Source organism: Actinomadura geliboluensis, assembly GCF_043197915.1.
In the GTDB taxonomy this organism is placed as follows: Bacteria; Actinomycetota; Actinomycetes; order Streptosporangiales; family Streptosporangiaceae; genus Spirillospora; species Spirillospora geliboluensis.
The window spans coordinates 949,138-973,019 of the sequence record NZ_JBICUA010000002.1 but is presented as its reverse complement, the minus strand read 5'-3'; the positions used below and the strand labels follow the sequence as shown (position 1 = coordinate 973,019).

Below are 23,882 nucleotides of genomic sequence, written 5' to 3'. Positions count from 1 at the left end.
CGGGGCCGTCCCGCCCGTATCATCCTTCGGGTGATCCACGGTTTGGGGACGGTCCTGGCCGCGGCGGCGCTCGCCGCGCCCGTCGCCCTCGCGTCCCCCGCTTCCGCCGCCCCCCGCCCCGTCCGCATCCACGACGTCCAGGGCGCCGCGCACGTCTCGCCCCTGAACGGTGCCAGGGTCGCCCGCGTCCCCGGCGTCGTGACCGCGGTGACGACGAACGGGTTCTGGATGCAGGACCCGCATCCCGACCGGAGCGCGGCGACGTCCGAGGGCGTCTACGTCTTCACCCGCACCCGGCCGGGCGCCGCCGTCGGCGACGCGGTCCGGGTCGACGGCAGGGTCAGCGAGTTCCGCCCGGACGGCGCGTCCTCCGGCGGCCTCACCCGCACCGAGATCGACGCCACCGCGGTCGCCGTCACCGCGCACGGGGCGCCGCTGCCGCCGCCGGTCGTCATCGGCGGCCCGCACGGCCGCCGCGCGCCCGGCGCCGTGATCGACCGGGGGCACGGCGACGTCGAGCGGGGCGGCGGGTTCGACCCGCGCCGCGAGGGCCTCGACTTCTACGAGGCGCTCGAAGGCATGCGGATCGCGATCGGCGACGCCGTCGCGGTCGGCCCGTCCCGCTACGGCGAGCTGCCCGTGCTGCCCGCGAACGGCGCCGGCGCCGGCGCGCGGACCGCGCGCGGCGGCATCCTGCTCCGCGACCGCGACGCCAACCCCGAGCGGATCATCCTCGACGACGCGCTCGCGCCGCTGCCCGGCATGAACGTCGGCGACCGGCTGCCCGGCGTCAACGTCGGCGTCCTCGACTACTCCTACGGCGACTACAAGCTGCTGCTCACCGCGACCCCCGAGCGCGCCGCCGGCACGCTGGCCCGGGAGACGACGCGCCCGCAGCGGCCCGGCGAGATGGCCGTCGCGACCGCCGCGCTCGACGGGCTGCACCCCGACGCGCCGCCCGCCCGGTTCGCCGCGCTCGCCGACGACATCGTGCACGGGCTGCGCTCCCCCGACCTCATCGCGGTCAGCGGGGTCGGCGACAACAGCGGCCCCGAGGACGACGGCACCACCGCCACCGACCAGACCGTCGCGCAGCTCGTCACCGCGGTCAGCGCGGCGGGCGGCCCCGCCTACGACTGGCGCTCGGTGGACCCCCGCGACAACGCCGACGGCGGCGAGGACGGCGACAACGAGCGGTCCGGGTTCCTGTTCCGCACCGACCGGGGGCTGGCGTTCGTCGACCGCCCCGCGTCCGGCGATCCGATCCCGGACGCGCCGTCCGACCGGCCCGACCCGGCCGTCACCGCGGTCCGGGCCGTCCCGCGCGGCGGCACCGCCGGGCTGACGCTGAGCCCCGGCCGGATCGCGCCCCGCGACGCCGCCTGGGCGGGCACGCAGAAGCCGCTCGCCGGGGAGCTGACCTGGCGCGGCCACCGGTTCATCGTGATCGCGAACCGGTGGTACCCGAGCACCGCCGACGACCAGCCGCTGTTCGGCCGCCGGCAGCCGCCGTCCCGGCCCACCGAGTGGCGCCGCTTCGCGCAGGCCCGCACGGTGACGGGCTTCGTGAACTCGGTCCGCAGGGTGGACGCGAACGCGCGCGTGATCGTCGCGGGCGACCTCAACGACCGCGGGACGTCCACGCCGCTGCGCACCCTCACCACGGGCGCCTGGCGCACCCCCGGCGCCGGGCTCGCCGACCTGCCCGCCGAGCTGCCGGCGGGCGACCGCTACACCGCGGTGACCGCGGGCAACTCCGAGGACCTCGACCACATCCTGCTCAGCGCGTCGCTGCGCAGGCGCAAGCACGAGTTCGACATCGTGCACCGCAACGCGGAGTTCGCGGACCGGGCGGGCGAGCGCGACCCGACGGTGGTCCGCATCGACATGTCCGGGAAGTAGCACCCCAATTTGGGAGATGCCGAAACGATCGTCGCGGCATGTCCCTGAATACCGCCGGTGTTATTCCGCGACCGGGCCGGGCACCGAGGGTTCGTCACACCCCCCACCGGGAGGAGACACCCTCCATGGCGACCCGTTACAGGCCGCACATCAGCCTGCTCGGCCTCATCTACATCATCATCGGCGTGTTCATCGCCTGGGACCGCGGCTACATCGACGAGAGCCTCGTCCAGCGCGTCGTCAGCGCGCTGCTGGCCGTCTTCCTGTGGGTCCTCGTGCTGCTCGGCGTCGACTTCCACATCGACTTCTGAGCCCTCCGGCCGGGCACGGGCCGTCCCATGTCCCCCGCCAACCGGGACGGCCCGTGTCCATGGAGACAGGAGCACATCGCGCCCGGGTCATAGACCGCGCAGTGCCCAGGAGGTTACTTTCCGCCCATGACGAAAAAAGACTGCAGTTGCGGACACGGCGGCGGATGCTCGTGCGCGAAGGGCTGCTCCTGCGGCTGCAACGGCTAGCCCCGGCAGCCGCACGCACAGCCGCACGCGCAGCCGCGCCTGGGCGCCACTAGGCGCGGCTAGGCCGCCCGGCGGAGATCCGCCCACAGCGCTCCCCGGTCGACGCCGAGGTCCCGGAGGACGCCCACCGCCCCGCCGGCGCCGTCGGCCAGCAGACCCCACAGCAGGTCGTCCAGGCCGGCGTGTGCCCGGCGCGCGCGGCGCGCGGCCCAGAACGCCACCTCGACGGCCTTGCGGGCGCTCTCGTCCAGCACGATCGCGGTGCCCGGCCCTGCCAGCGCGACCCGCAGCGGACGCAGCGGCGCGCGCCGCAGCGTCCACAGCGCCGGGTCGTCCGGCCGCACCGCCGTTGCCTCGCTGACCCGGCGGCGCACCTCGTCGAGGTCGATGCCGAGGGTCGCGAGCAGTGCGCGGTCCCGGCCGGGACGCGCGCCGACGGCCGCCCTGACGTCGTCGGGCGCGGCTCCGACCGGACGGGAGTCGACGAGCGCGGCGAGCAGGAACGCGTCGCTCAGGTACGCGCGCTCCGCCTCCACCGCCAGCCGGCCGGCGCGCACGACCGTGCGCCGCGCGTCCGGTGCGAACCTGTCGAGCATGGTCATCGCCTCTCCCCGCTCAGCCGTGCCGCGTGCTTCTTGTGGACGGACTGGCGCCGCACGCCGAGCGCGGCGGCGACGGCCTGCCACGACCACCCCTGCGCACGCGCGTTGCGGACGTGCAGCGCCTCCAGCTCGTCGGTGAGCCTGCGCAGCGCCGCCACGGCGGCGAGCCCCACCGCCGGATCGGCGCTGTCGGCGGCCTCCGCCAGCTCCCTCACGGACGTCATGCCGTCAGCCTAGGCTGACATCCGAGATTTGTCAGCCCAGGCTGACAGATCGTCCGGGCGGCGCCGCCACTTCGGGGGCCGCTACTTCGGGACGGAGCCGCTACTTCGGGACGGGGGTGCGCCAGAGGGTGGGGGTGCCTTCGTCGGTGCCCGTGGCGAGGAGGTTCGCTCCGAGCGTGGTCAGCGCGGTGAGCCGCTGCTCGCCGTGCCCGCCCAGCCCGGCGACGCCGAGGCGGCGCCAGGTCGTCCCGTCCGGGGAGGTGAGGACGGCGGCGTCGCCGCCGGTGTCCGCGGTCACGACGAAGCCCTGGGGGGTGGCGGTGACGGCGGCGGCGGTCAGGCCGGGGCCGAGGTTGCGCTGCGTCCAGGTCGCTCCGGCGTCGGTGGAGACCAGCGCGGTCGCGGACGCGGAGAGCGCCACGAGGGTGCGGCCGTGCGCGGCCACCCCGGTGAGGGGCGCGGTGAAGGCGGGTGGCGGCTTGGCGGCCGTCCACTTCACGCCGTCCAGGGACGTCCAGATGGCGGGCGCCTTGCCGCGGGCGCCGACCGCCACGTACGCCCCGTCCGCCGCCGCGACGTCGGCGGGAACGCCGTCGAGGACCGCGCGGCTCCAGGTGCGGAGGTCGGCGGAGCGCCAAGCCGTGCGGGGGCCCACCGCGACGTAACCGGACGGGCCCGCGGCGGCGGCGACCGGCACCGGACCGGCGGGGAACGCGACCTTCTGCCACGCCTGGCCGTCCTGCGAGGTCAGCACCAGAGGTGCGGCCGCGGTGCCGGCGGTACGGCCTACCGCCGCCCAGCCACGGCTCCCGTGCACGACGTCCGTCAGCCACCGGCCGGGGGGAACCTGGGCCCGCGCCCAGCGCAGGCCGTCAGGGGCGGTCCAGATGGCGGCCGCGCCGTTGGTGCTGCCCACCGCTACCGCCATCGCCGGGCTTGCGGCGATCGCCCTGACCGAGCGCTCCGGATTGACGGCGCCCGGCACGGCGTCGAGGTCGACGCCGTGCAGGTAGGCGTCGTCGCCCTGCCGGCCGGAGACCGCGAGCGCGCCGCCGGCGGCGACCGTCAGCCCGCTGCCGCGCACCGGCGCCGGGATGCTGCCACCCGGCCGCCAGGTGCGGCCGTCCGTGCTGCGCAGGATCGTGTGGGCGCCCTTCGCGCCGCGCACGATGGCGGCGAGACCGTCCGGCGTGCCGCCGAACCGCTCGATGCCGCCGCCGGGGAAGCGGCTCACCGCCTGCCACTTGAGGCCGTCCGGCGAGGTGAACACGACCCCGAACCGGGTGGTCTTCCGGCGCTTCTTGCTCCCGGTCGCCTGCCTGCCCTCGCGGACGGCCGCGAACCCGCCGGGACCCGCCGTCAGCCCCTTCGCGGGCCCGTAGGAGCCCTGCGCCTGCGGGACGGTCGCGGCGGCCCACGTCCGGCCGCCGTCCGCCGAACGCCAGAGCCCTTCGCCGACCACCGTCCGGGTGACCTTCTTCCGGCCCCGCTTCTTGACGACCTTCTTCGCGGTCGTGCCGTGCGCCACGACGACGCCGCCGGACGCCGCCACGCCGTCGAGGCGGGTGGCCGCCGGGGCGGTGGCGCGCTGCCAGGTCCGCCCGTCGGCGGAGGCCCAGGTGACGGCGCGGCCCTTCGCCGCGCCGACGGCCAGGAAGCCCTGGGCGGTGCGGGCCAGGCCGGTCACCTGGTCGGCCGGCGTGAACGCGGCGCCCGCCGGGTGGCGGCTCCAGGTCTTGGCGTCCTTGCTCGTCCACGCGATCGCGGCGCCGGCGGGCGTCCGGCCGAGCGCCGCCCAGTGCCCGGCCGCGCCCGCGACGAGGCGCGGCGCCTCGCCGGGCGCGGGCGCGGCGCCGTCCGGCGTGCGGATCTCGGCGAGCGTCCAGGCGCGGCCCGCGTCGGTGGAGGTCAGGAAGCGCGCCCGAGCGGCGGCGGGCGCGCCGGCGCCCTCGGTGCCGGCGGCGACGATCGTCGCTCCGGCGGAGGCGACCGCGGTGAGGTCCTGGACGAGGCCGTCGGACGCGGCGGCCGGGTCGAGGGCGAACATCCCGTCCGCCGCGACGGGGCCGGGGATGCCCGGCTCGGCGGGCGCGTCCTCGCGCTGCGCCACCACGACGATCGTCCCCGCGGCGACCACCACGAGCGCCACCCCGACGGCCGCGCGCACCCGCAGGCGGCGCCACAGCACCGGCTTCTGCGGCGTGGGCGGGAGCGGCTTCGGAGGGCCGGCGACCAGCACGTCCCCGGGGTCGGGCTTCGCGGACTTCGCGGATTTCGCAGGCTTCGCGGGCTTCGGCTTGGGCGGCTTGGCCGCCTTCGGCGCCTTGGCCGCGGGCTTCGGCGCGGCGGGCTCGGGGGCCGCGGCCGGCTTCGCGCGCTCGCGGGGCGGGGCGCCGTGCCCCCAGGTCAGCCCGGCGGCCCGCCATGCCTCGTAGGCGCGCTGCCAGGGCGACAGGGCGGCCGGGAGGTCGGCGATGTCGCCGGCGACGCCGAACGTCAGCCGGCGGCGGACCTGGCGGGAGCCCGCCGGCTCCTCCTCGGCCGTCCGCGGGGCCTCGTCCTGCTCCGGGGTCCTCGCCGTCACACGCGCTCCTTCACGGTCCTGTCGGACCACCATCAAATCGCGCCACGGGACGCCGTGTACCGACATCCGCGTGAACGGCGGCCAATGGGGCCGCTGGAGCGTTCTATCACTTCAGAGCCGACGTATCAGACCTTTCACCCGGATAGCCCCCTTGTACGCATAACCCCGGACATGGACGACCGGTGCGCCGGCCGGCGGATCGCCGTGCACCTCGGTGGAGACCCCCGCACCGTCCGCCTCCACGCGGACACCGGGCGGCGCGATGATCTCCACCGTGGACTTGCAGGCGAGCACCCGCAGCGTCGTGACCGGGCCGTCCAGCTCGGCGGCCTGGAGGTCGAGCGTCCCCGTCCCCTTGTAGACGACGGTCGTGAACCGTTCGGGCAGCCGCCACCGCCCGGCGCGGGTGACCGAGGTCTTGTAGGCGATCTGGAACCGCCCCGCGGGCGCGGTCCCGGGGCAGGGCGCGGCGTCGCGGGCGGACGGCAGGTCGGCGGCCACGGCCCCGAGGTCCGCGTGGGTGCGCGCGGCGAGCACGCGGTCGATGCGCTCGTCCAGTTCGGGCTCGTCGAGGCGCCCCTCGGCGAAGGCGGTGTGCAGCCGGACGAGCATGTCGTCGCGGTCGCGGTCCGAGGCGCGCAGTGCGGGATGCTGTTCGACGCTCATCGCATCTCTCCTTCGAGGCCGGCGCTCCGCAGCCTGCACCCTCCAGCCCGTGGAGGGTCAAACGCGATACATCGTAACTCGCCGCCGCGCGGCGTTCGAGACATTCGGCCGCATCCCGACGCGCGATCATGCTTGCGGCCGCTTCGGACGTCCGTCCGCTAAATTCGGAACCGCCCGTAGATCGAGGAGAGGGGGGACGATCCATGGGCGGGACGCTCGGCCGCGCACACGGCCCGTACACGCTGTACGATCTCGACGCCCTTCCCGAGGAGGGCCGCCGCTACGAGCTCGCCGACGGCTGGCTGCACGAGCTGCCCGGCGACCTGTGGCACGACCACGCCGCCGAGCAGCTGAAGACCGTGCTCAAGGACGCGGCGCGCCAGGCCGACGCCGACGTCCACATCGCCGGCGCCCCGCAGGACGTGACGACGCCGTCCGGCATCCGCAAGCCCGACGTCTTCGCCGTGACCCGCGACGTGGCCCGCAGCGCCCTGGAGCGCCAGACCCGCACCTACTACGGCCCCGACCTCATCCTGGTCGCCGAGGTCGTCACGCCGCGGACGGTCAACGAGCAGATCGACCGCGTCCGCAAGGTCGAAGAGTACGCCGCGACGGGCATCCCGCACTACTGGCTGGTCGACCTGGAGCCGCGCCCGACCATCACGCTGCTCGAACTCAGGGACGACCAGTACGAGGTGGCGGGCCGGGCGCGCTCGGGCGAGGTGCTCGCCGTCGACCGCCCCTACCCCATCGCCTTCGACCCGGCCCGCCTCTCCGAAATGGACTGACCGTGCTGCTGATCACGACGCTGGACGCCTGGCGGGCCGCGGCGGGGCCGCGCTTCGTCCTCTCCGACGCGGGGGCGGTGTGGGCGCCGAAGGAGGCCGCGCTCGCCGTCGCCGACGACGCGTTCCCCGGCGGCGGGCAGGTCGTCGCCGTGGAACTCGACCCCGCGCCCGGCGCGGTGCCCGGCCGCGGGACGGTCGACAAGACGACCGCGGCACGCGTCCGCTACCTGCGGCGCGGCCCGGACGGGCGGCACGTCGCGCTGCTCGACCGGCCCGCCACCGCCGCCGCGCTCGACCTGCTGCCGCATCCCGAGGGCGGCTGGTATCGGGAGACGTGGCGGTCGGGCGTCTCCCTCGTCCCGGACGGCTACCCGGGCGAGCGCGCGAGCGCGACCGGCATCTACTTTCTGCTGCCGCCCGGCGAGGAGTCGATGTGGCACGCCGTGCGGTCCGCCGAGGTGTGGCTGTGGCACCGGGGCGGGCCGCTGGCGCTGCTGCTCGGCGGCGACGGCGAGCAGCCGTCCGGCGCCCCGGAGACCGTCGTGCTCGGCGACGGCCTGGCGGACGGGCAGGTCCCCCAGGCCGTCGTGCCGCCCGGCGTGTGGCAGGCCGCGCGCCCCGCCGGGGACGAGGAGGTCCTCGTCAGCTGCGTGGTCTCCCCCGGCTTCGACTTCGCCGACTTCCGCGCCCTGCCGTAACCCCCCGCTCAGTCCGAGGAGAACGCGGCGTCGAACGCGCCCTCCGGCGGCGTCATGGCGTTCAGCGCGCGGACGAACTCCAGCGCCTCGGGCGCGCCCTGGAGGCGGTCCATGCCGGCGTCCTCCCACTCGACCGAGATCGGGCCGTCGTAGCCGATCGCGTTGAGGGCGCGGAACACGTCCTCCCACGGCACGTCGCCGCGGCCGGTGGAGATGAAGTCCCAGCCGCGCCGCATGTCCGCCCACGGCAGGTGCGACGACAGCCGCCCGCGCCGCCCGTCGCCCGTGCGGACCTTGGTGTCCTTGCAGTCGACGTGGTAGATCCGGTCGCGGAAGTCGAACAGGAACCCGACCGGGTCGAGCTCCTGCCACACGAAGTGGGACGGGTCGAAGTTCAGCCCGAACGCGGGGCGGTGCCCGATCGCCTCCAGCGTCCGGACGGTCGTCCAGTAGTCGTAGGCGATCTCGCTCGGGTGGACCTCGTGCGCGAACCGGACGCCGGCCTCGTCGAACACGTCCAGGATCGGGTTCCAGCGCTCGGCGAAGTCGGCGTAGCCGCGCTCCACCATGGCGTCGGGGGTGGGCGGGAACATCGCCACCGTGTGCCAGATCGACGAGCCGGTGAAGCCGACGACGGTGTCCACGCCGAGCTTGGCGGCGGCCCGCGCGGTGTCCTTGATCTCCTCGGCGGCGCGCCGCCGGACGCCCTCGGCCTCGCCGTCGCCCCAGATCCGCTCGGGCAGGATCGCCTTGTGCCGCTCGTCGGGGTTGTCGCAGACGGCCTGCCCCGCGAGGTGGTTGGAGATCGCCCATACCTTCAGGTCGTGCTTGGCGAGCGTCTCCAGCTTGCGCGGGATGTAGGAGTCGTCGGCGAGGGCCTTGTCGACCTCGAAGTGGTCGCCCCAGCAGGCGATCTCCAGGCCCTCGTAGCCCCAGCCGGACGCGAGCCGGCAGACCTCCTCGAACGGCAGGTCCGCCCACTGGCCGGTGAACAGGGTGATCGGTCGTGCCATGGTCATGCGCTCCCTTCGACGTCGACCCAGCAGCGGGACGCCGCGCTGTCGGCGACCGCGGCGAGGACGCGCTGCACCTGCAGCCCGTCCGCGAACGACGGCCGCGGGTCGGTGCCGTCCGCGATGGCGGTGAGCAGGTCGGCCATCTGGTGGGTGAAGGTGTGCTCGTAGCCGAGCATGTGGCCGGGCGGCCACCAGTGCCCGGCGTACGGGTGGACGGGCTCGGTGACGACGATCCGGCGGAACCCGGCGGTCGCGTCGTCCTCCGTCCGGTCGTAGAACCACAGTTCGTTGAGCGACTCCAGGTCGAACGACAGCGCGCCGGACGAGCCGCTGACCTCGATGCGCAGCGAGTTCTTGCGGCCGGTGGCGAACCGGGTCGCCTCGAACGAGGCGAGCGCGCCGCCGTCGGTGCGCCCGATGAACAGCGCGGCGTCGTCCACGGTGACCCGCGCGGTGCCGCCGCCGGGCACGGGGCGCTCCGGGACGAAGGTGTCCATCAGCGCCGACACGCCGACGAGCGACTGCCCGGTGATGAACTGCGCGGTGTCGATGATGTGCGCGCCGATGTCGCCGAGCGACCCGGACCCGGCCTTGTCGCGGTCCATCCGCCAGGTGAACGGCGCCGCCGGGTCGGCGAGCCAGTCCTGGAGGTACTGCGCGCGGACGTGCCGGACGGTGCCGACGCGCCCCTCGTCCACCAGCCGCCGGGCGAGGGTGACCGCCGGGACGCGCCGGTAGTTGAACCCGACCATCGAGCGGATGCCGCGCTCGCGCGCCCGGTCCGCGGCGGCGGCCATCGCCTCGGCCTCCGCGACGGAGTTGGCGAGCGGCTTCTCGCACAGCACGTGCTTGCCCGCGTCCAGCGCGGCCACCGCGATCTCGGCGTGGCTGTCGCCCGGCGTGCAGATGTCGACGAGCTGGACGTCGTCGCGGCGGAGCAACTCCTTCCAGTCGGTCTCGATCGACGCCCAGCCGAGCGCGGCGGCGGCGGCGCGGGCGCGGTCGGCGGAGCGTCCGGCCAGGGCGGTCATGACGGGCGTCAGCGGCGGCCCGAAGAACGGCCCGACGCTGCGCCACGCCTGGGAGTGGGCGCGTCCCATGAACGCGTGCCCGACCATCCCGACTCCGACGGTCGTCATGTTCAGCTCACCTCTCTGTGTCGTCTTCCGGGGCGGCCCCCGGCCCCCCGGGGCGGGGGGGGGGGGGGGGGGGGGGGGGGGGGGGGGGGGGGGGCGGGCGGGGGGGGCGGGGGGGGGCGGGGCGGGGCCCGCCCCCCCCCCCGCGGGCGTCCTTTTCCCCCCCCCCCCGGGGGGGGGGGGGGGGGGCGCCCCCCCCCCCCCGGGGGCCGGCCCCCCCCCCCGGGGGGGGGGGGGGGGCCCCCCGGCGCCCCCGTCGCTCAGGACTCGAAGCCGAGCGGCATGTACGTGTCGACGTTGCCCTTGGTGACGGTCTCGGACGCCAGCGTGATCGACTGCGGCACCTGCAGCTCCAGCAGGTCGGTCATGCCCTTGCCCTGCGCGATGAGCCGGCCCAGCTTGATCGCGGACGCGGCCATCGTCGGCGGGTAGGTGACGGTCGCCTCCAGCACGCCGGTGCCGGCCTTGATCTCCCGCATCGCGTTGGCGGACCCGGCGCCGCCGACCATGAAGAACTCCTTGCGGCCGGACTGCTTGATCGCGGCGAGCACGCCGACGCCCTGGTCGTCGTCGTGGTTCCACAGCGCGTCGATCTTCTTGTGCGCCTGCAGCAGGTTGGAGGCGACCTGGTTGCCGGACTCGACGGTGAACTTGGCGTCCTGCTTCGCGGTGACGGTGAAGCCGTAGGACTTGAGCGCGTCCGCGAAGCCCTTGCTGCGGTCCTGCGTCAGCGGCAGCGTCGCGATGCCCTGGATCTCCAGGATCACCGGGTTGGAGACGCCCTTGTCCTTGAGCTTCTTGCCGATGTAGTGGCCGGCGGAGACGCCCATGCCGTAGTTGTCGCCGCCGATCCACGTCCGGTAGGACAGCTTGTCGGGGAAGACGCGGTCGAGGTTGACGACCGGGATGCCGGCGTCCATCGCCTTGCGCGCGACCTGGTTCAGCTGCTCGCCGTCGTTCGGCAGGATCACCAGGACGTTCACCTTCGCCCGGATCAGCGACTCGACGGCGGAGATCTGCTGGTTGATGTCGTTGGTCGGCTCGACCGGCTTGAACGTCACGTCCTTGTACTTCTTGGCCTGCGCCTCGGCGTTCTTGGCGATCGCCGCGATCCAGCCGTGGTCGGCGGCCGGCGCGGAGAACCCGACGGTGACCTGCTTGCCCGGCTTGTCGTTGTCGCCGGCGAGCGACCCGGCCTGCGCCGCGGGCGCCGCGTCGCTCTTCTCGCTGTTGCCGGTGCAGGCGGCGGCGAGGCCGCCGGCCGCGACGACGGCGCCGGAGAACAGGACGCCTCTGCGGGTGGGACGAGGGCTCTGATCACGCATGACGTGCTCCTGGTGAAGGGATGGGGCGTCCCCCGCCGCGCGCCTCCCCGCGGCGCGCGGCGCTGGACATGGGGGGTGGTGGACGGGGGTCAGGTGGGCGAGCGGAGCCCGCGGCGCTGCAGCAGCACGGCGATCACGATGATCACGCCCTTGGCGATGAGCTGGTCGCTGGTCTGCAGGCCGTTCAGGATGAACAGGTTGGTGATGACGGTGAAGATCAGCACGCCGAGGATCGACCCGACGACGGTGCCGCGGCCACCGGTGAGCAGCGTCCCGCCGATGATGACGGCGGCGATCGCGTCGAGCTCGTAGAGGTCGCCGTGGGTGCTGGAGCCGGTGGTGGTGCGCGCCATGATGATGAGCGCCGCGATGCCGCAGCAGAAACCGGACAGCGCGTACAGCAGCAGGGTGTGCCGCCGGACGTCGATGCCGGCGAGCCGCGCCGCCTCCGGGTTGCCGCCGACCGCGAACGTCCGGCGGCCGAACGTGGTGCGGTTGAGCAGCAGCCACCCGGCGACCGCGACGGCCGCGAAGATGTAGACGACGAGGGGCAGCCCGAGCACCTTGGTGGTGGACAGCGCCTCGATGGCGTCGTTCTCGGGCCGGACGAGCTGGGTCTTGCGGTCCGACATCCGCTGCGCGAGGCCCCGCGCGGCGACGAGCATCGCGAGCGTCGCGATGAACGGGACCATCCGCCCGTAGGAGATCAGCAGCCCGGTCACGACGCCCGAGCCCGTCCCGACGAGGATCGCGCACAGCGCCATCACGGCCGGCCCGTAGGACTGCGTCGCGACCGTGGTCGCCCACACCGAGGCGAGCGCCATCACCGACCCGACGGACAGGTCGATCCCGCCGCCGATGATCACGAAGGTCTGGCCGACGGTGATCACGCCGATGGTGGCGGCGAGCGCCAGGATGCCGACGACGTTCCCGGACGTGGCGAAGTTGTCGGGCTCGGTCACCAGGCCGACGACCGCGAGCAGCACCAGCGCGGCCACGAGCCCGAGATGGTGCATCTCCCGGGTCCCGGCGCCGCCGCCGCGCGCGAACGGCCGCCACGGCCCGCCGCCGCCCGGCTTCTTCGCGACGGGCGCCGAGCCGCGCTCGTCCACTCCCGGGTCGGTCCGGGGGGTCTGGGGGGTCGTCCCCCCAGAGTGACCGGGGTCGTTCCGGGGGGTCTGGGGGGTCGTCCCGCCAGAGTGAGCCGTTTCGGTCACAGGGCGCTCCCTTCCATGATCATGTTGAGCACGGCGGCCTCGTCGAGGTCGCGGGCGTCGCCGGTGTGCACGACCCGCCCCTCCCGGACGACGAGGACCCGGTCGGCGAGCCCCAGCACCTCGGGGACCTCGCTGGACACCAGCAGCACCCCGATCCCGCGGCCGGCCAGCTCGCGGATCACCGCGTACAGCTCGGCGCGGGCGCCGACGTCGACGCCGCGGGTCGGCTCGTCCAGGATCAGCAGCCGCAGCCCCGTCGCGCCGAGCAGCCAGCGGGCGAGGACGACCTTCTGCTGGTTGCCGCCCGACAGCGTCACCACGGGCCGCCGCGGGTCGGGCGGCCGGATGTCGAGCGACTCGATCTGGCGGCGGACGTCCGCCAGCTCGCGGCGGCGGTTGAGCCAGCCGAACGAGGCGTACCGCGACAGCCCGGCGACGCTGACGTTCCCGGCGACGGACTCGTTCAGCAGCAGCGCCTGGCTCTTGCGCTCCTCCGGCGCCATGCCCATGCCGCGCCGCACCGCCGCGCCGGTGTCGCCGGGGCGGACGGGCCGGCCGTCCACGAGCACCCGCCCGCGCGCGGGCCGCCGGGCGCCGTAGACGGTCTCCAGGATCTCCGAGCGCCCGGACCCGACGAGCCCGGCCAGCCCGACGATCTCGCCGGCGTGCACGGTGAGCGAGACGTCCTCGAACGCGCCGGGCAGCGTGAGCCCCTCGACGCGCAGCACCTCGGCCCGCTCGCCGCCGGGCTCGGGCCGCTCCGGGAAGACGTACTCGACGTCCCGGCCGGTCATCAGCGAGACGATCCGGTCGGTCGCGGTGGTCTTGGCGGGCAGGCCGACCGCCACGGCCTTGCCGTCCTTGAGGACGGTCACCCGGTCGCCGATCTCGCGGATCTCCTCCAGCCGGTGGGAGATGTAGACGACGGCGACGCCGGCGGCGGTCAGCTCGCGGATGATGCGGAACAGGTTGCCGACCTCGTCGTGCGCCAGCGCGGCGGACGGCTCGTCCATCACGATGAGCCGCGCCTCGTGGGAGAGGGCGCGGGCCATGCTGACGACCTGCTTGCCCGCCGCGGGCAGCCGCCCGACCTCGCGGCGCGGCGGGATCTCGCCGTGCCCGAGCCGGCCGAGCAGCTCGCGCGCCGCCCGCTCGGCGTCCCCGCGCCGGGTGAAGCCGAAGCGGGCCTTCTCGTGCCCGAGGAAGATGTTCTCGGCGACCGACAGCCCGTCGACCAGGTCGAGCTCCTGGTAGATGGTCGCGATGCCGGCCCGCATCGCGGCGGTCGGCCCGGCGAGCCGCACCGGCTCGCCGGCGAAGACGATCTCGCCCTCGTTCGGCTGGTGCGCGCCGGCCAGCACCTTGATCAGGGTGGACTTCCCGGCGCCGTTCTGCCCGAGCAGGCAGTGCACCTCGCCGGGGCGGACGTCGAGGTCGACGCCGTCCAGCGCGCGGACGCCGGGGAACTGCTTGACGATGCCGCGCATGAGCAGCAGCGGTTCCATTTGGGGGGCCTCCTCAGGACGCGGAGAAGACGTGGTCGCTGATGAGCCGCGCGCCGCCGACCACGCCGGCCGCGCCGGCGAGTTCGGACAGCACGATCGGCAGGTTGCCGGTCGCGAGCGGCGCGGACCGGCGGTAGACGACGCTGCGGATCTCGGCGAGCAGCGTGTGGCCGAGGCCGGCGACGCCGCCCGCGATGATCACCAGGCCGGGGTTGAAGAAGCTGACCAGGCCGGCGAGGACCTGCCCGACGTGCCGGCCGCCCTCCCGGATGATGCGCACCGCGGCCGGGTCGCCCGCGGCGGCGGCCTCGCCGACGTGCTCGGCGGTCAGCCCGCCGTGCGCCTCCAGCAGCGCCGCGAGCGCGGGCGAGTCCCCCGACCGGGCCGCGGCCTCGGCGTCCCGGGCGAGGGCGGCGCCGCCGAAGTACGCCTCCAGGCAGCCCGCGTTCCCGCACGCGCACATCGGCCCGTCGTCGTCGACGCGGATGTGCCCGATGTCCCCGGCGCTGCCGGACACGCCCCGGTAGATGGCGCCGTCCACCACGATGCCGCAGCCGATGCCGGTGCCGATCTTGACGAGCAGGAAGTCGTCCACCGACCGGGCGAGCCCGGCGTGCAGCTCGCCGAGCGCCATCAGGTTCACGTCGTTGTCGACGAGCACCGGGCAGCCGAGCTCCTGGCCGATCGCGTCCCGCACCGGGAACCGGTCCCAGCCCGGCATGATCGGCGGGACGACCGGCATGCCGTCGCGGAAGCTGACCGGGCCGGGCACGCCGATGCCCGTCCCGTGCACCTGCGGGATGAGGCCCTCGTCCCGCAGCTTGCCGAGCAGGTCGAGCGCCCGGTCCAGCACCACGGTGGCGCCCTGCCGGACGTCGCACTGCTCGCTGACGTGGCCGAGCACCTCCAGCGTCCCGTCGGTGACGGCGACGTCGATCGAGGTGGCGCCGATGTCGAAGGCGACGAACCGCAGGCTCGGCGCCAGCCGCACGATCCCGGACCGCCGCCCGCCGCGCGAGGCGGCGAGCCCGGCGCCCTCGACGAGCCCGAGCTCGACGAGCCGGTCCAGCTCCACGGCGAGCTTCGACCGGGACAGCCGGACGACGTCGCCGAGCTCGGCGCGCGACCGCGGCCCCTCGTCCCGCAGCAGCCGCAGCAGCCGTGCCTGATGCACGTTCTGCGGGCGAGCCGACATGCGCATCACGCCGTCCTCTCGGGATCCCCCGGGGCGGTGTGACCCCGGTCTCATGGCCGAGACCGTAACCCGCTTTCGCCGCTTTGAGAAGACCTTTTCACTAGATCATCCAAACTTTCTCCACTCAGAGGACAAAGTCACGGAAAGCAACGGCCCGCACCCCCCGCGCGAAGCGCGGAGAGCACGGGCCGTCAGTGACGTGCTACAGCGGTGCGGCTACGCGTACTGCCTGCCGCTCATCGTGCGCATGATGTGCTCGACCAGGGTGATGAGCACGCGCTTGGCGTCCTCGCGGTCGCGCACGTCACAGTTGATGACGGGCACGTCGGCGGGGAGGTCGAGCGCGTCGCGGACCTGGTCGGGCGAGTGGGCGCCGGCGCCGTCGAAGCGGTTGACGCCGATGATGAACGGCACGCCGCGCCGTTCGAAGTAGTCGACCGAGGCGAAGCAGTCGGCCAGCCGGCGGGTGTCGACCAGGACGACGGCGCCGAGGGCGCCCTTGGCCAGCTCGTCCCACATGAACCAGAAGCGGTCCTGGCCGGGGGTGCCGAAGACGAACAGCACGAGGCCGTTGGGCAGCGTGATGCGGCCGAAGTCCATCGCCACGGTCGTCGTCGTCTTGGACGCGACGGCGGTGGTGTCGTCGATCCCGATGCTCTTCTCGGTCAGTGCCTCCTCGGTGCGCAGCGGACGGATCTCGCTGACCGCGCTCACCAGGGTGGTCTTGCCGACGCCGAAACCACCGGCCACGAGGATCTTCACCGTCAGCGCGGACTCGCCCTGCTGGGCCGCCGCGTCAGAGCGCACGGATTCCATCGATCACTTCCTTGAGTACGCGCTCGCTGGGGAACTGCGCCACCGGCGCGGGACGCCGGACCTGAATCAGCGAGTGGTCGAGCAGGTCACCGAGCAGGACACGGACCACCCCGAGGGGGAGTTCCAGATCCGACGCTATCTCGGCGACCGACAACGGGGTGCGGCAAAGCTCCAGGATCATGTCATGTTCGGGCTCCGGCGCCCACGGCGCCGCGGGCAGCGCGCCGTCCGCGGGCTCCGGCGGGTCCGCGACGGCGATCAGCGCGACGAGGTCGAAGTCGTCGCCGTCGTAGTGCGTCCGGCCTCCGGTGACCGCGTACGGGCGGACCACGGGCCCCGCAGCGTCGTCGTACCAGGCCGTGCCGCCCACCTCACACGCCGCCCGGCTCGGCCGCGGCCACCCGCGGATCCGCGGACAGGTGCTGCCCGACCCGGGTGACCAGCATCGCCATCTCGTAGGCGATGATCCCGAGGTCGGCGTCGGCGGAGGCCAGCACGGCCAGGCACGCGCCGCGCCCGGCGGCGGTGACGAACAGGAACGACGACTCCATCTCCACGATGGTCTGCCGGACGGGGCCGCCGCCGAACGACTCCCCGGCCCCGCGCGCGAGGCTCTGGAAGCTGGCGGCCACCGCGGCGAGGTGGTCGGACTCCTCGCCGGCGAGGCCCCGGGACGCGGCCATCTTCAGCCCGTCGCTGGACAGCACCACCGCGTTCTGCACCGCGGCGACCCGCTGGACCAGGCTGTCGAGCAGCCAGTTCAGGTCACCGCCGGCTCCGCCCGGGACCTCCGCGCCGGAGTGCTGGGCTCGTGTCATGGGGTGTCGTCCTCCTGCTCGCCTGGGTTGGGCTCGGCCTGCGCTGCCTCCGCGTCGGCCGCGTCCTGCCTGCCACGCCGCCATCCGGCCTGCATGGCGGACATCATCGATCGCATCGCCTCGGGTGAGCGCGCCGCGTCGTCGTCTTGCGGAACGGTCCCGCCGCGGGGCGGCGGCGGCTCGTCCACGGGGACGGGCGCGGCGAGCGGCATCCCGGCCGGCTCGGGCCCGGGCGGCGGCTCCGCGGGCCCCGCGGGCCCCGGAGGCGGCGCCTGGCCCTGGGCGGCGAGATGCGCGTCCACCCGCTGCTTGAGCTGGGGGGCCAGATGGGTCTGCCGCCTGCGCTTGGGCAGCTCGCCGTCCTTCGGCGGCGCCTCGGCGGGCGCGGGCGGCGGCGGTGCCGCCGGCGGTGGTGCCACCGGCGGCTCGGGCCGCGGCGGCGCGGGCCGCCGCACGGGCGGCTCCGGCTCGGCGACCAGCCGCACGACGCCGCCGGCCTCGACCGCCGGGCGCGCCGACGCCGACAGCGCGGCCGGCCGGTCCGGCAGCGCCCGCATCGGCCCGGTGGGGCGGCGCGCGGGCGGCTCCGCGTCGGCGTGCTCGACGATGAGGGAGCCGGGGATCAGCGCGATCGCGGTCGTCCCGCCGTACGGGGACGGGCGGAGCGTGACCGTGATGTCGTGCCGCTGCGCCAGCCGCGCCACGACGAACAGGCCGAGCTGCGCGCTGTCGGACGGGTCGAACTCCGGCGGGTTCGCGAGCCGCTCGTTGGCGGCGCGCAGCGCCTCCTCGGTCATGCCGAGCCCGCGGTCCTCGATCTCGATCGCGAACCCGCTCGGCACCGGCTGCCCGCTGACCCGCACCGGCGACTGCGGCGGCGAGAACGTGGTGGCGTTCTCCACCACCTCGGCGAGCAGGTGGATGACGTCGGCGACGGCGGAGCCGAGCAGCGCGATGCGCGGCAGCGGCTGCACCCGGACGCGCGGGTAGTCCTCGACCTCGGCGACCGCGCCGCGCACCACGTCCACCAGCGGGACGGGCCGGCGCCAGCCGCGCCCGGCGGACTTGCCGGCCAGGATGACCAGGCCCTCGGCGTGCCGCCGCATGCGGGTCGCGAGGTGGTCGAGGCGGAACAGGTCCGACAGCTCCGACGGGTCCTCGGTGCGCCGCTCCATGCTGTCGAGCAGGCTGAGCTGGCGGTGCAGCAGCGCCTGGTTGCGGCGCGCGAGGTTGACGAACACCTCGCTGATGCCGCGCCGCGCCGCGACCTCGCCCTCGGCGGCCTCCAGCACGGCCGCGCGGGCGCGGTCGAACGACTCGGCGATCTGCCGGATCTCGGTGATCCGGTAGTCGATGTCCGGTTCGGGCTCCGGTTCGGCGGGGCGCCCGGCGATGATCTGCGCGGCGAGCTTGGGCAGCCGCTCGGTGGTGAAGTTCACGACGCCGCCGGCGAGGGTGCGGCACTCGCGCACCAGCCGCCGGGACACGCGGATCGCGATGACCAGCGACACCACGATCGCGGCGAGGCCGAGGCCGCCGGCGAGGCCGAGCCGGGTGAACGCGCCGATCGCGATGTGCCGGCCGCGGGCGACGACCTCGTCCAGGATCTGGTTCTCCAGCCGGAACAGCTCGCCGTCGGCGGTGTCGGCCACCGACCGCCACACGGACGGCTCGATGACGGTGACGCCCCGCGCGGTCCGGGCCGGCTGCTGCCGCCCGTGCGCCTGCGTCGCGGACGTCCCGGCGGTGCCGCGGGCGGGCGTGCCCTGGGCCCCGGTCCCCCGGGCGGTGGACGTGCGGGTCCGGCGCGCGGCGGCCTGCGGCGGCTCGGCGCCCGCGATGACCTGGTCCTCCAGCCTCATCATCTGCATGAAGGCCGGGGACGCCATCAGCTTCTCGTAGCGGGCCCGGCCGGCGGCGGGCAGGTCGCGGGCGTTGACCTCGTGCATCGTGTGGTGCGCCCCGACGAGCTTGGCGAACTGGGTGCGCTCGGCGGCCGTGACGCGGCCCGCGGCGAGCGCCCCCGTCAGCAGGGCGTCCTCGCGGGACATGAACTCGCGGGCCATGCCGAACGAGGTCAGCGTGCGGACGCTCGCGGTGATGGACCCGTCCCCCGGCGTGGTCGAGCTGTAGATGGCGTAGCAGGCGTCGATGAGCTCGCTGTACTCGCGCAGGACGTGCGCGCGGCCGCCGGTGCGCTCGTCCACGCCGCGGCGCAGCGACGGCAGCGCGGCGAGCTTGGCGGCGAGCTCGTCCATGCGCCGGACGACCTCGGGCTGGATCGCGCCCCGCAGCCCGCCGTCGCGGGCGCCGGCGCGGAAGTCGTCGCCCGCCTCGTCGGTCGACTTGCGCTGGGTCTGCATCGCGCCCGGCTCCACGCGCGCGCCGCCCAGCTCGGTCATCGACAGCCGGCGCTCCTTCTGCAGCGCGTTGATGAGCCGCTGCGTGGGCAGCACCGTCTTCTGCTGGAACTCCCGGCTCTGCAGGAGCTGGTGCGCGTCGCCGTAGGTGATGCCGGTGAGGAAGCCCCACAGCGAGGCGAGCGCCAGCAGCGGCACGAGGACCAGCAGGATGATCCTCGCCCGGATGGAGGAGAAACCGCGGGCCTTCACCGCTGGCGGACCCTGCTCACTGGCTCGTCCTCCTGCACTGGATCGTCCGGGCTTGGGGGGCTTGGCATTGGGGGGCGGGGCGGTACATGCGGGGGAAACCTCCCGATGCGTGGAGTACGGGGGTGTGCGGGAGCCTACTACGTCGCGGGTTCACGATGATCGGGCAACCGATCACCCTCCGCGGGCTCCTCGAAGTCCGGCCAGGTCAGCACGTGCTCCATCAGCGCGACGAGCACCTCCTTCGACGACTCGCGGCGGCGGACGTCGCACAGCAGCACCGGGACGCCGGGGTCGAGGTCGAGCGCGATCGCGATGTCCTCGGCGCGGTGCGTGCGGATGCCGCCGAAGCAGTTCACCGCGACGACGAACGGGATGCCGCGCCGCTCGAAGTAGTCGACGGCGGGGAAGCTCCCGGCCAGCCGGCGGGTGTCGGCGATCACCACGGCGCCGATCGCGCCGGCGGCCAGCTCGTCCCACATGAACCAGAACCGCTCCTGTCCGGGCGTGCCGAACAGGTAGAGCAGCAGCTGGTCGGAGAGCGTGATGCGGCCGAAGTCCATGGCGACGGTCGTGGTCGCCTTGGCGCCGACGCCGGACACGTCGTCCACCCCGGCGCCGCGGTCGGTCAGCGGCTCCTCGGTGTGCAGCGGACGGATCTCGCTGATCGAGCCGACCATGGTGGTCTTGCCGGCGCCGAACCCGCCGGCGATGAGGATCTTGGTGGTGATCGGCGGGCGGACCGCCGGGACCGTCCCCTCGACGGGCACGCTCTCAGAGTGCGCGGAGGCCATTGAGCACCTCCCTCAAGACCCCGCTCGGCGGGCGGCGGCCCGCGGGGGACCGCGCCTCGGCGACCACCGCGACGAGTCCCTCGTCCCGCAGGTCGCCGAGCAGCACCCGGACGACGCCGATCGGCAGCCCGAGGTCGCTGGCGAGGTCGACGACCGGGACGGGCGCCGCGCAGCGGCGCAGCACCCGCGCGTGGTCGGGGCTGTAGCGCAGCCGGTCCCCGGCCGGGACGCCGGTGGCGGCGACCACCGCGATCAGCTCGAAGCCGGGGCCGGCCGGGCGGGTCCGGCCCCGGGTCCGCGCGTACGGGCGCACGACCGGGCCGGCGTCCCGGTCCAGCCACCGCTCTGCCGACGGGTCCATCGGTCGGCAGCCCCTCAGTAGGCCCGTGGCGCGGGCCCCCCGGCGCCGCCGAAGTCCGCGCCGGACGTGTCCGTGCCGAACCGCGGGCCCGCCTGCAGGTGCTGGCCGACCCGCTTGACCAGCACCGCCATCTCGTAGGCGACGAGGCCGGCGTCGGCCTCGGCCTCGGCGATCACGGCGAGGCAGGTGCCGTCGCCCGCGGCGGTCACGAACAGCAGCAGCGCGTCCATCTCGATGATGGTCTGCCGGACGTTGCCGCCCGCGAAGTGCCGGCCCGCGCCCCGCGCGAGGCTCTGCACCCCGGACGCCAGCGCGGACAGGTGCTCGGCGTCCTCGCGGGCCAACTCGTTCGAGGCGGCCACGGCCAGCCCGTCGCGGGACAGGATCACCGCCTGCCGCACCGTCGTCACCCGCTCGGCGAAGTCGTTGAGCAGCCAGTTCAGTTCACCGGTCGCGGTGTTGTGCATCATCGGGTTTCCTCATCCCCCACATCCGTCGCGCGGCCGCGCCGCCAACCCTGCTGAATCGATGCCATCAGCGAGCGCGCCTCCTCCGGGGAGCGTGCGACGCCCCCGGACGCGCCCGCCCCTGCCTGCACCGCGGGCCGCGGCGCGGGGCGCCTGCGCAGCTGCGGTGCCAGGTTCTTCTGCCGGACCCGGCGGGGCAGCCCCGCGTGGGTCCCCGCGGGCCGCCAGTCGTCGTCGCCGGCGTCCGCGTCGGTCTGCGCGCCACCGGCTGTGCCGCTGGCTGTGCCGCTGGCTGTGCCGTCGTCCGCGCCGTCGGCCGCGCCATCGTTCGGGGCGGCCTCGTCCGCCCAGGGGTTCGGGGCGGGGCGCGGCGGGGCCGCGAGCACCGGCCGGCCCGGGTCGCCCCACGGGCCGGTGAGCCGGGGCAGCGCGGGCGGCGCCTCCACGGGCGCGGCGTCCGCCGCCGGCGGCTCCCGCAGCGGGACGACGGCCTCGGACCGGGGCGCCGGCACCAGGGCCGCGCCCGCCGCGCTGTCGGTGACGGTGTCGGTGACGGTGTCGAGCGGCGAGTCGGCCTCCGGCAGGCCCGCCTCCAGCTGCTCCGCCGGGACGACCAGCTCGTGCGGCAGCAGCACGATCGCCGTCACGCCGCCGTACGGGGACCGCTGCAGCGTCACGGCGATGCCGTGCCGGGCGGCGAGCCGCGCGACGACGAACAGCCCCAGCTGGTCGGTGTCGACGAGGTCGAACTCGGGCGGTTCGGCGAGCCGCCGGTTGGCCTCGGCGAGCAGCTCGGGCCGGACGCCGAGGCCGCGGTCCTCGATCTCGACGGCGAAGCCGGTGCCGACCCGCTCGGCCTTGACCCGCACCTCGGTGGTGGGCGGGGAGAAGGCCGCCGCGTTCTCGATCAGCTCGGCGAGCAGGTGGACGACGTCGGTGACGGCGGCGCCGACCAGGCCGTCCTCGGAGTCGGTGAGCACGGTGGCGCGGGTGTAGTCCTCGATCTCCGAGACGGCGGCGCGCAGCACGTCCGCGAACCGGACCGGCTGCCGCCAGCCGCGGCCGGGGGTGGCGCCGGACAGGATGATCAGGCTCTCCGCGTGCCGCCGCATGCGGGTGGTGAGGTGGTCGATGCGGAACAGGTCTTCCAGGTCGTCGGCCTCGGCGCGGCTCTCCAGGCCGTCCAGCATCGTGAGCTGGCGGTGCAGGAGCGACTGGTTGCGGCGGGCGATGTTGAGGAAGATGCGGCTGACGCCGGCGCGGAGCTCGGCCTGGCCGACGGCGGCGTCCACGGCGGTCCGCTGCACCTTGGCGAACGCGTCGGCGAGCCGGGCGATCTCGGTGGTGCCGCCGGCGCGCAGGGCGGGCGCCTCGGCGGCGACGTCCACGCTCTCGTTGCGGCTGAGCCGCGCGACGACGCCGGGCAGCCGCCGCTCGGCCAGTTCCTCGGCGGAGCCGTGCAGGCCGACCAGCTCGCGGACGAACCCGCGCGCGAACCGCAGCGACAGCAGCACCGAGGCGGCGATCGCCAGCAGGCCGAGGCCGCCGACGGCGCCGAGCCGCACGTAGGCGTCGCGGCCGAGCCGGTCGGCCCGCTGGGCGGCGCCCTTGGAGGTGTCGAGCACCATCGCGCTCACCGCGGCCACCAGCGGGTCGGCGGTCCGGCGCCACTCCGCCTCCCCCACCGGCAGCGGCTTGCGCGGGTCGGCGGCGGCGATGCGGTCCTCGATGGCCTTGAAGTCCTGGTAGCGGCGGGACGCGAAGACCGGCGCGGTCCCGGTGCGGTAGACGACCGGGTCGAGCAGCGTGCGCTGCTTGATCCACTGCCAGCGCTGCTCGCCGATCATCTCGACGAACAGCCGGTGCTCGGCGGGGGTCATCCGGCCCCGGGTGACGAGGGCGGACGCGATCAGCGCGTTCTCGCGCTGCAGCAGTTCCATGCCGCGGGCGGCGTGCCGGGTGGCCAGCATCCAGTTGTAGAGGTCGGAGTGGTCGATGACGACCAGGCCGTCGTACAGCCGGTGCAGGTCGTCGACCATCGTGCTGTAGCCGTTGACGGCGGTCAGCCGGTCGACGAGCCGCCCGTCGACCGCGGAGCGCAGGCCGCCCAGCCCGCCGAGCGCCCGCAGGACGTCGGTGACGCGGCCTTTCATCTCCTCGGTGGTGGCGCCGCGCGCCGCGTCCGACGTCGCCTCGCGGCGGAAGTGCTCGACGGCCTTGTCGACGCGCGTGCGCTGGGCGACGAGCGTGACGGGCACGCCGCCGGGAGCGGAGCGCGGAGTGCTGAGGAAGACGGCCGAGGACTGGCGCTCCTTGCCCAACTCCACCAGGAGGCCCTGGCCGCTCGCGCCGAACACGCGGTCGAGCGTGTGGTACTTGCGCTGGGCGAGCGCGTCCCGTCCGGTGACGCTCGCCGCGTACCCCCACAGCGCCACCAGCGAGAGCAGCGGCACGAGCAGCAGCGCCGTCACCTTCGAGCGGATCGAGCGCGTACGGGGGGATTTCATGGGACCTCGACCGTTCCGTCGTGGAGGGTCCCTGGATCATAAAGGCGGCCCGCGACGAGACCGCAACCCCTTTGGCGCCTTTCGGACGCATTGGCACCATTCCGTGTCACCTGCGGCGATGCCCGCTGCCGGAG

Annotated in this window: 22 protein-coding genes; 4 read left to right on the top strand and 18 right to left on the bottom strand. The window is 74.9% G+C overall.

What is annotated here, in order from left to right; genetic code table 11:
• Positions 1-30: 30 nt before the first annotated feature.
• On the top strand, positions 31-1,902 hold the full coding sequence (locus ACGFI1_RS10085) for an endonuclease/exonuclease/phosphatase (protein WP_392784475.1): 1,872 nt from the start codon (positions 31-33) through the stop codon (positions 1,900-1,902).
• 125 nt (positions 1,903-2,027) lie between these two features.
• Positions 2,028-2,213 (top strand): hypothetical protein, encoded by a 186-nt coding sequence (locus ACGFI1_RS10080; RefSeq protein ID WP_138640502.1) that lies wholly within the window; start codon positions 2,028-2,030, stop codon positions 2,211-2,213.
• Between the two features lie 266 nt (positions 2,214-2,479).
• Here the strand turns inward: ACGFI1_RS10080 and ACGFI1_RS10075 are convergent, their stop codons facing one another.
• From ACGFI1_RS10075 to ACGFI1_RS10060, 4 genes are all read right to left on the bottom strand, one after another.
• Positions 2,480-3,022 (bottom strand): Clp protease N-terminal domain-containing protein, encoded by a 543-nt coding sequence (locus ACGFI1_RS10075; RefSeq protein WP_392784473.1) that lies wholly within the window; start codon positions 3,020-3,022, stop codon positions 2,480-2,482.
• A complete protein-coding gene (locus ACGFI1_RS10070; protein ID WP_089328125.1) occupies positions 3,019-3,246 on the bottom strand; it encodes a helix-turn-helix domain-containing protein in 228 nt (75 codons plus the stop codon). The genes ACGFI1_RS10075 and ACGFI1_RS10070 overlap by 4 nt, the downstream gene beginning before the upstream one ends.
• A gap of 100 nt (positions 3,247-3,346) precedes the next feature.
• Positions 3,347-5,830 (bottom strand): hypothetical protein, encoded by a 2,484-nt coding sequence (locus ACGFI1_RS10065; RefSeq protein ID WP_392784472.1) that lies wholly within the window; start codon positions 5,828-5,830, stop codon positions 3,347-3,349.
• A 111-nt stretch (positions 5,831-5,941) separates the two neighbouring features.
• Entirely contained in the window at positions 5,942-6,496 is a 555-nt protein-coding gene (locus tag ACGFI1_RS10060) for a DUF1707 SHOCT-like domain-containing protein (protein WP_392784470.1), read from the bottom strand.
• A gap of 203 nt (positions 6,497-6,699) precedes the next feature.
• Here ACGFI1_RS10060 and ACGFI1_RS10055 point away from each other — a divergent pair, with 203 nt between their 5' ends.
• On the top strand, positions 6,700-7,284 hold the full coding sequence (locus tag ACGFI1_RS10055; protein ID WP_301177961.1) for a Uma2 family endonuclease: 585 nt from the start codon (positions 6,700-6,702) through the stop codon (positions 7,282-7,284).
• Between the two features lie 2 nt (positions 7,285-7,286).
• Positions 7,287-7,982, top strand: a complete 696-nt coding sequence (locus ACGFI1_RS10050; RefSeq protein ID WP_392784467.1) for a cupin domain-containing protein — start codon at positions 7,287-7,289, stop codon at positions 7,980-7,982.
• 8 nt (positions 7,983-7,990) lie between these two features.
• Here the strand turns inward: ACGFI1_RS10050 and ACGFI1_RS10045 are convergent, their stop codons facing one another.
• From ACGFI1_RS10045 to ACGFI1_RS09980, 14 genes are all read right to left on the bottom strand, one after another.
• Positions 7,991-8,995 carry a sugar phosphate isomerase/epimerase family protein gene (locus ACGFI1_RS10045; RefSeq protein ID WP_392784465.1) on the bottom strand — a complete coding sequence of 335 codons (1,005 nt, stop codon included), beginning with the start codon at positions 8,993-8,995 and terminating at the stop codon, positions 7,991-7,993.
• A 2-nt stretch (positions 8,996-8,997) separates the two neighbouring features.
• On the bottom strand, positions 8,998-10,137 hold the full coding sequence (locus ACGFI1_RS10040; protein WP_392784463.1) for a Gfo/Idh/MocA family protein: 1,140 nt from the start codon (positions 10,135-10,137) through the stop codon (positions 8,998-9,000).
• A gap of 257 nt (positions 10,138-10,394) precedes the next feature.
• Entirely contained in the window at positions 10,395-11,459 is a 1,065-nt protein-coding gene (locus ACGFI1_RS10035) for an ABC transporter substrate-binding protein (protein ID WP_392784461.1), read from the bottom strand.
• Positions 11,460-11,548: 89 nt separating this feature from the next.
• A complete protein-coding gene (locus tag ACGFI1_RS10030) occupies positions 11,549-12,571 on the bottom strand; it encodes an ABC transporter permease (protein WP_392784459.1) in 1,023 nt (340 codons plus the stop codon).
• A 101-nt stretch (positions 12,572-12,672) separates the two neighbouring features.
• Positions 12,673-14,181, bottom strand: coding sequence for a sugar ABC transporter ATP-binding protein (locus ACGFI1_RS10025; RefSeq protein WP_392784457.1), 1,509 nt, complete (start codon positions 14,179-14,181; stop codon positions 12,673-12,675).
• A 13-nt stretch (positions 14,182-14,194) separates the two neighbouring features.
• Positions 14,195-15,382 (bottom strand): ROK family transcriptional regulator, encoded by a 1,188-nt coding sequence (locus ACGFI1_RS10020; RefSeq protein WP_364554740.1) that lies wholly within the window; start codon positions 15,380-15,382, stop codon positions 14,195-14,197.
• 210 nt (positions 15,383-15,592) lie between these two features.
• The gene (locus tag ACGFI1_RS10015) at positions 15,593-16,192 is read right to left on the bottom strand and encodes a GTP-binding protein (RefSeq protein WP_138641007.1); all 600 of its coding nucleotides are present in this window, start codon (positions 16,190-16,192) and stop codon (positions 15,593-15,595) included.
• Positions 16,173-16,562: a DUF742 domain-containing protein gene (locus ACGFI1_RS10010; protein ID WP_205719616.1), complete on the bottom strand. Its 390-nt coding sequence runs from the start codon at positions 16,560-16,562 to the stop codon at positions 16,173-16,175. Before ACGFI1_RS10010 ends, ACGFI1_RS10015 begins: the two co-directional genes overlap by 20 nt.
• A gap of 1 nt (position 16,563) precedes the next feature.
• Positions 16,564-17,010: a roadblock/LC7 domain-containing protein gene (locus ACGFI1_RS10005; RefSeq protein ID WP_138641009.1), complete on the bottom strand. Its 447-nt coding sequence runs from the start codon at positions 17,008-17,010 to the stop codon at positions 16,564-16,566.
• On the bottom strand, positions 17,007-19,622 hold the full coding sequence (locus tag ACGFI1_RS10000) for a sensor histidine kinase (protein ID WP_392784456.1): 2,616 nt from the start codon (positions 19,620-19,622) through the stop codon (positions 17,007-17,009). Before ACGFI1_RS10000 ends, ACGFI1_RS10005 begins: the two co-directional genes overlap by 4 nt.
• A gap of 137 nt (positions 19,623-19,759) precedes the next feature.
• Entirely contained in the window at positions 19,760-20,413 is a 654-nt protein-coding gene (locus tag ACGFI1_RS09995; protein ID WP_392784454.1) for a GTP-binding protein, read from the bottom strand.
• Positions 20,394-20,774, bottom strand: coding sequence for a DUF742 domain-containing protein (locus ACGFI1_RS09990; protein WP_301178260.1), 381 nt, complete (start codon positions 20,772-20,774; stop codon positions 20,394-20,396). The genes ACGFI1_RS09995 and ACGFI1_RS09990 overlap by 20 nt, the downstream gene beginning before the upstream one ends.
• A 14-nt stretch (positions 20,775-20,788) precedes the next feature.
• The gene (locus ACGFI1_RS09985; protein WP_387071720.1) at positions 20,789-21,244 is read right to left on the bottom strand and encodes a roadblock/LC7 domain-containing protein; all 456 of its coding nucleotides are present in this window, start codon (positions 21,242-21,244) and stop codon (positions 20,789-20,791) included.
• A complete protein-coding gene (locus tag ACGFI1_RS09980) occupies positions 21,241-23,748 on the bottom strand; it encodes a sensor histidine kinase (protein ID WP_392784452.1) in 2,508 nt (835 codons plus the stop codon). The genes ACGFI1_RS09985 and ACGFI1_RS09980 overlap by 4 nt, the downstream gene beginning before the upstream one ends.
• Between the last annotated feature and the right edge of the window lie 134 nt (positions 23,749-23,882).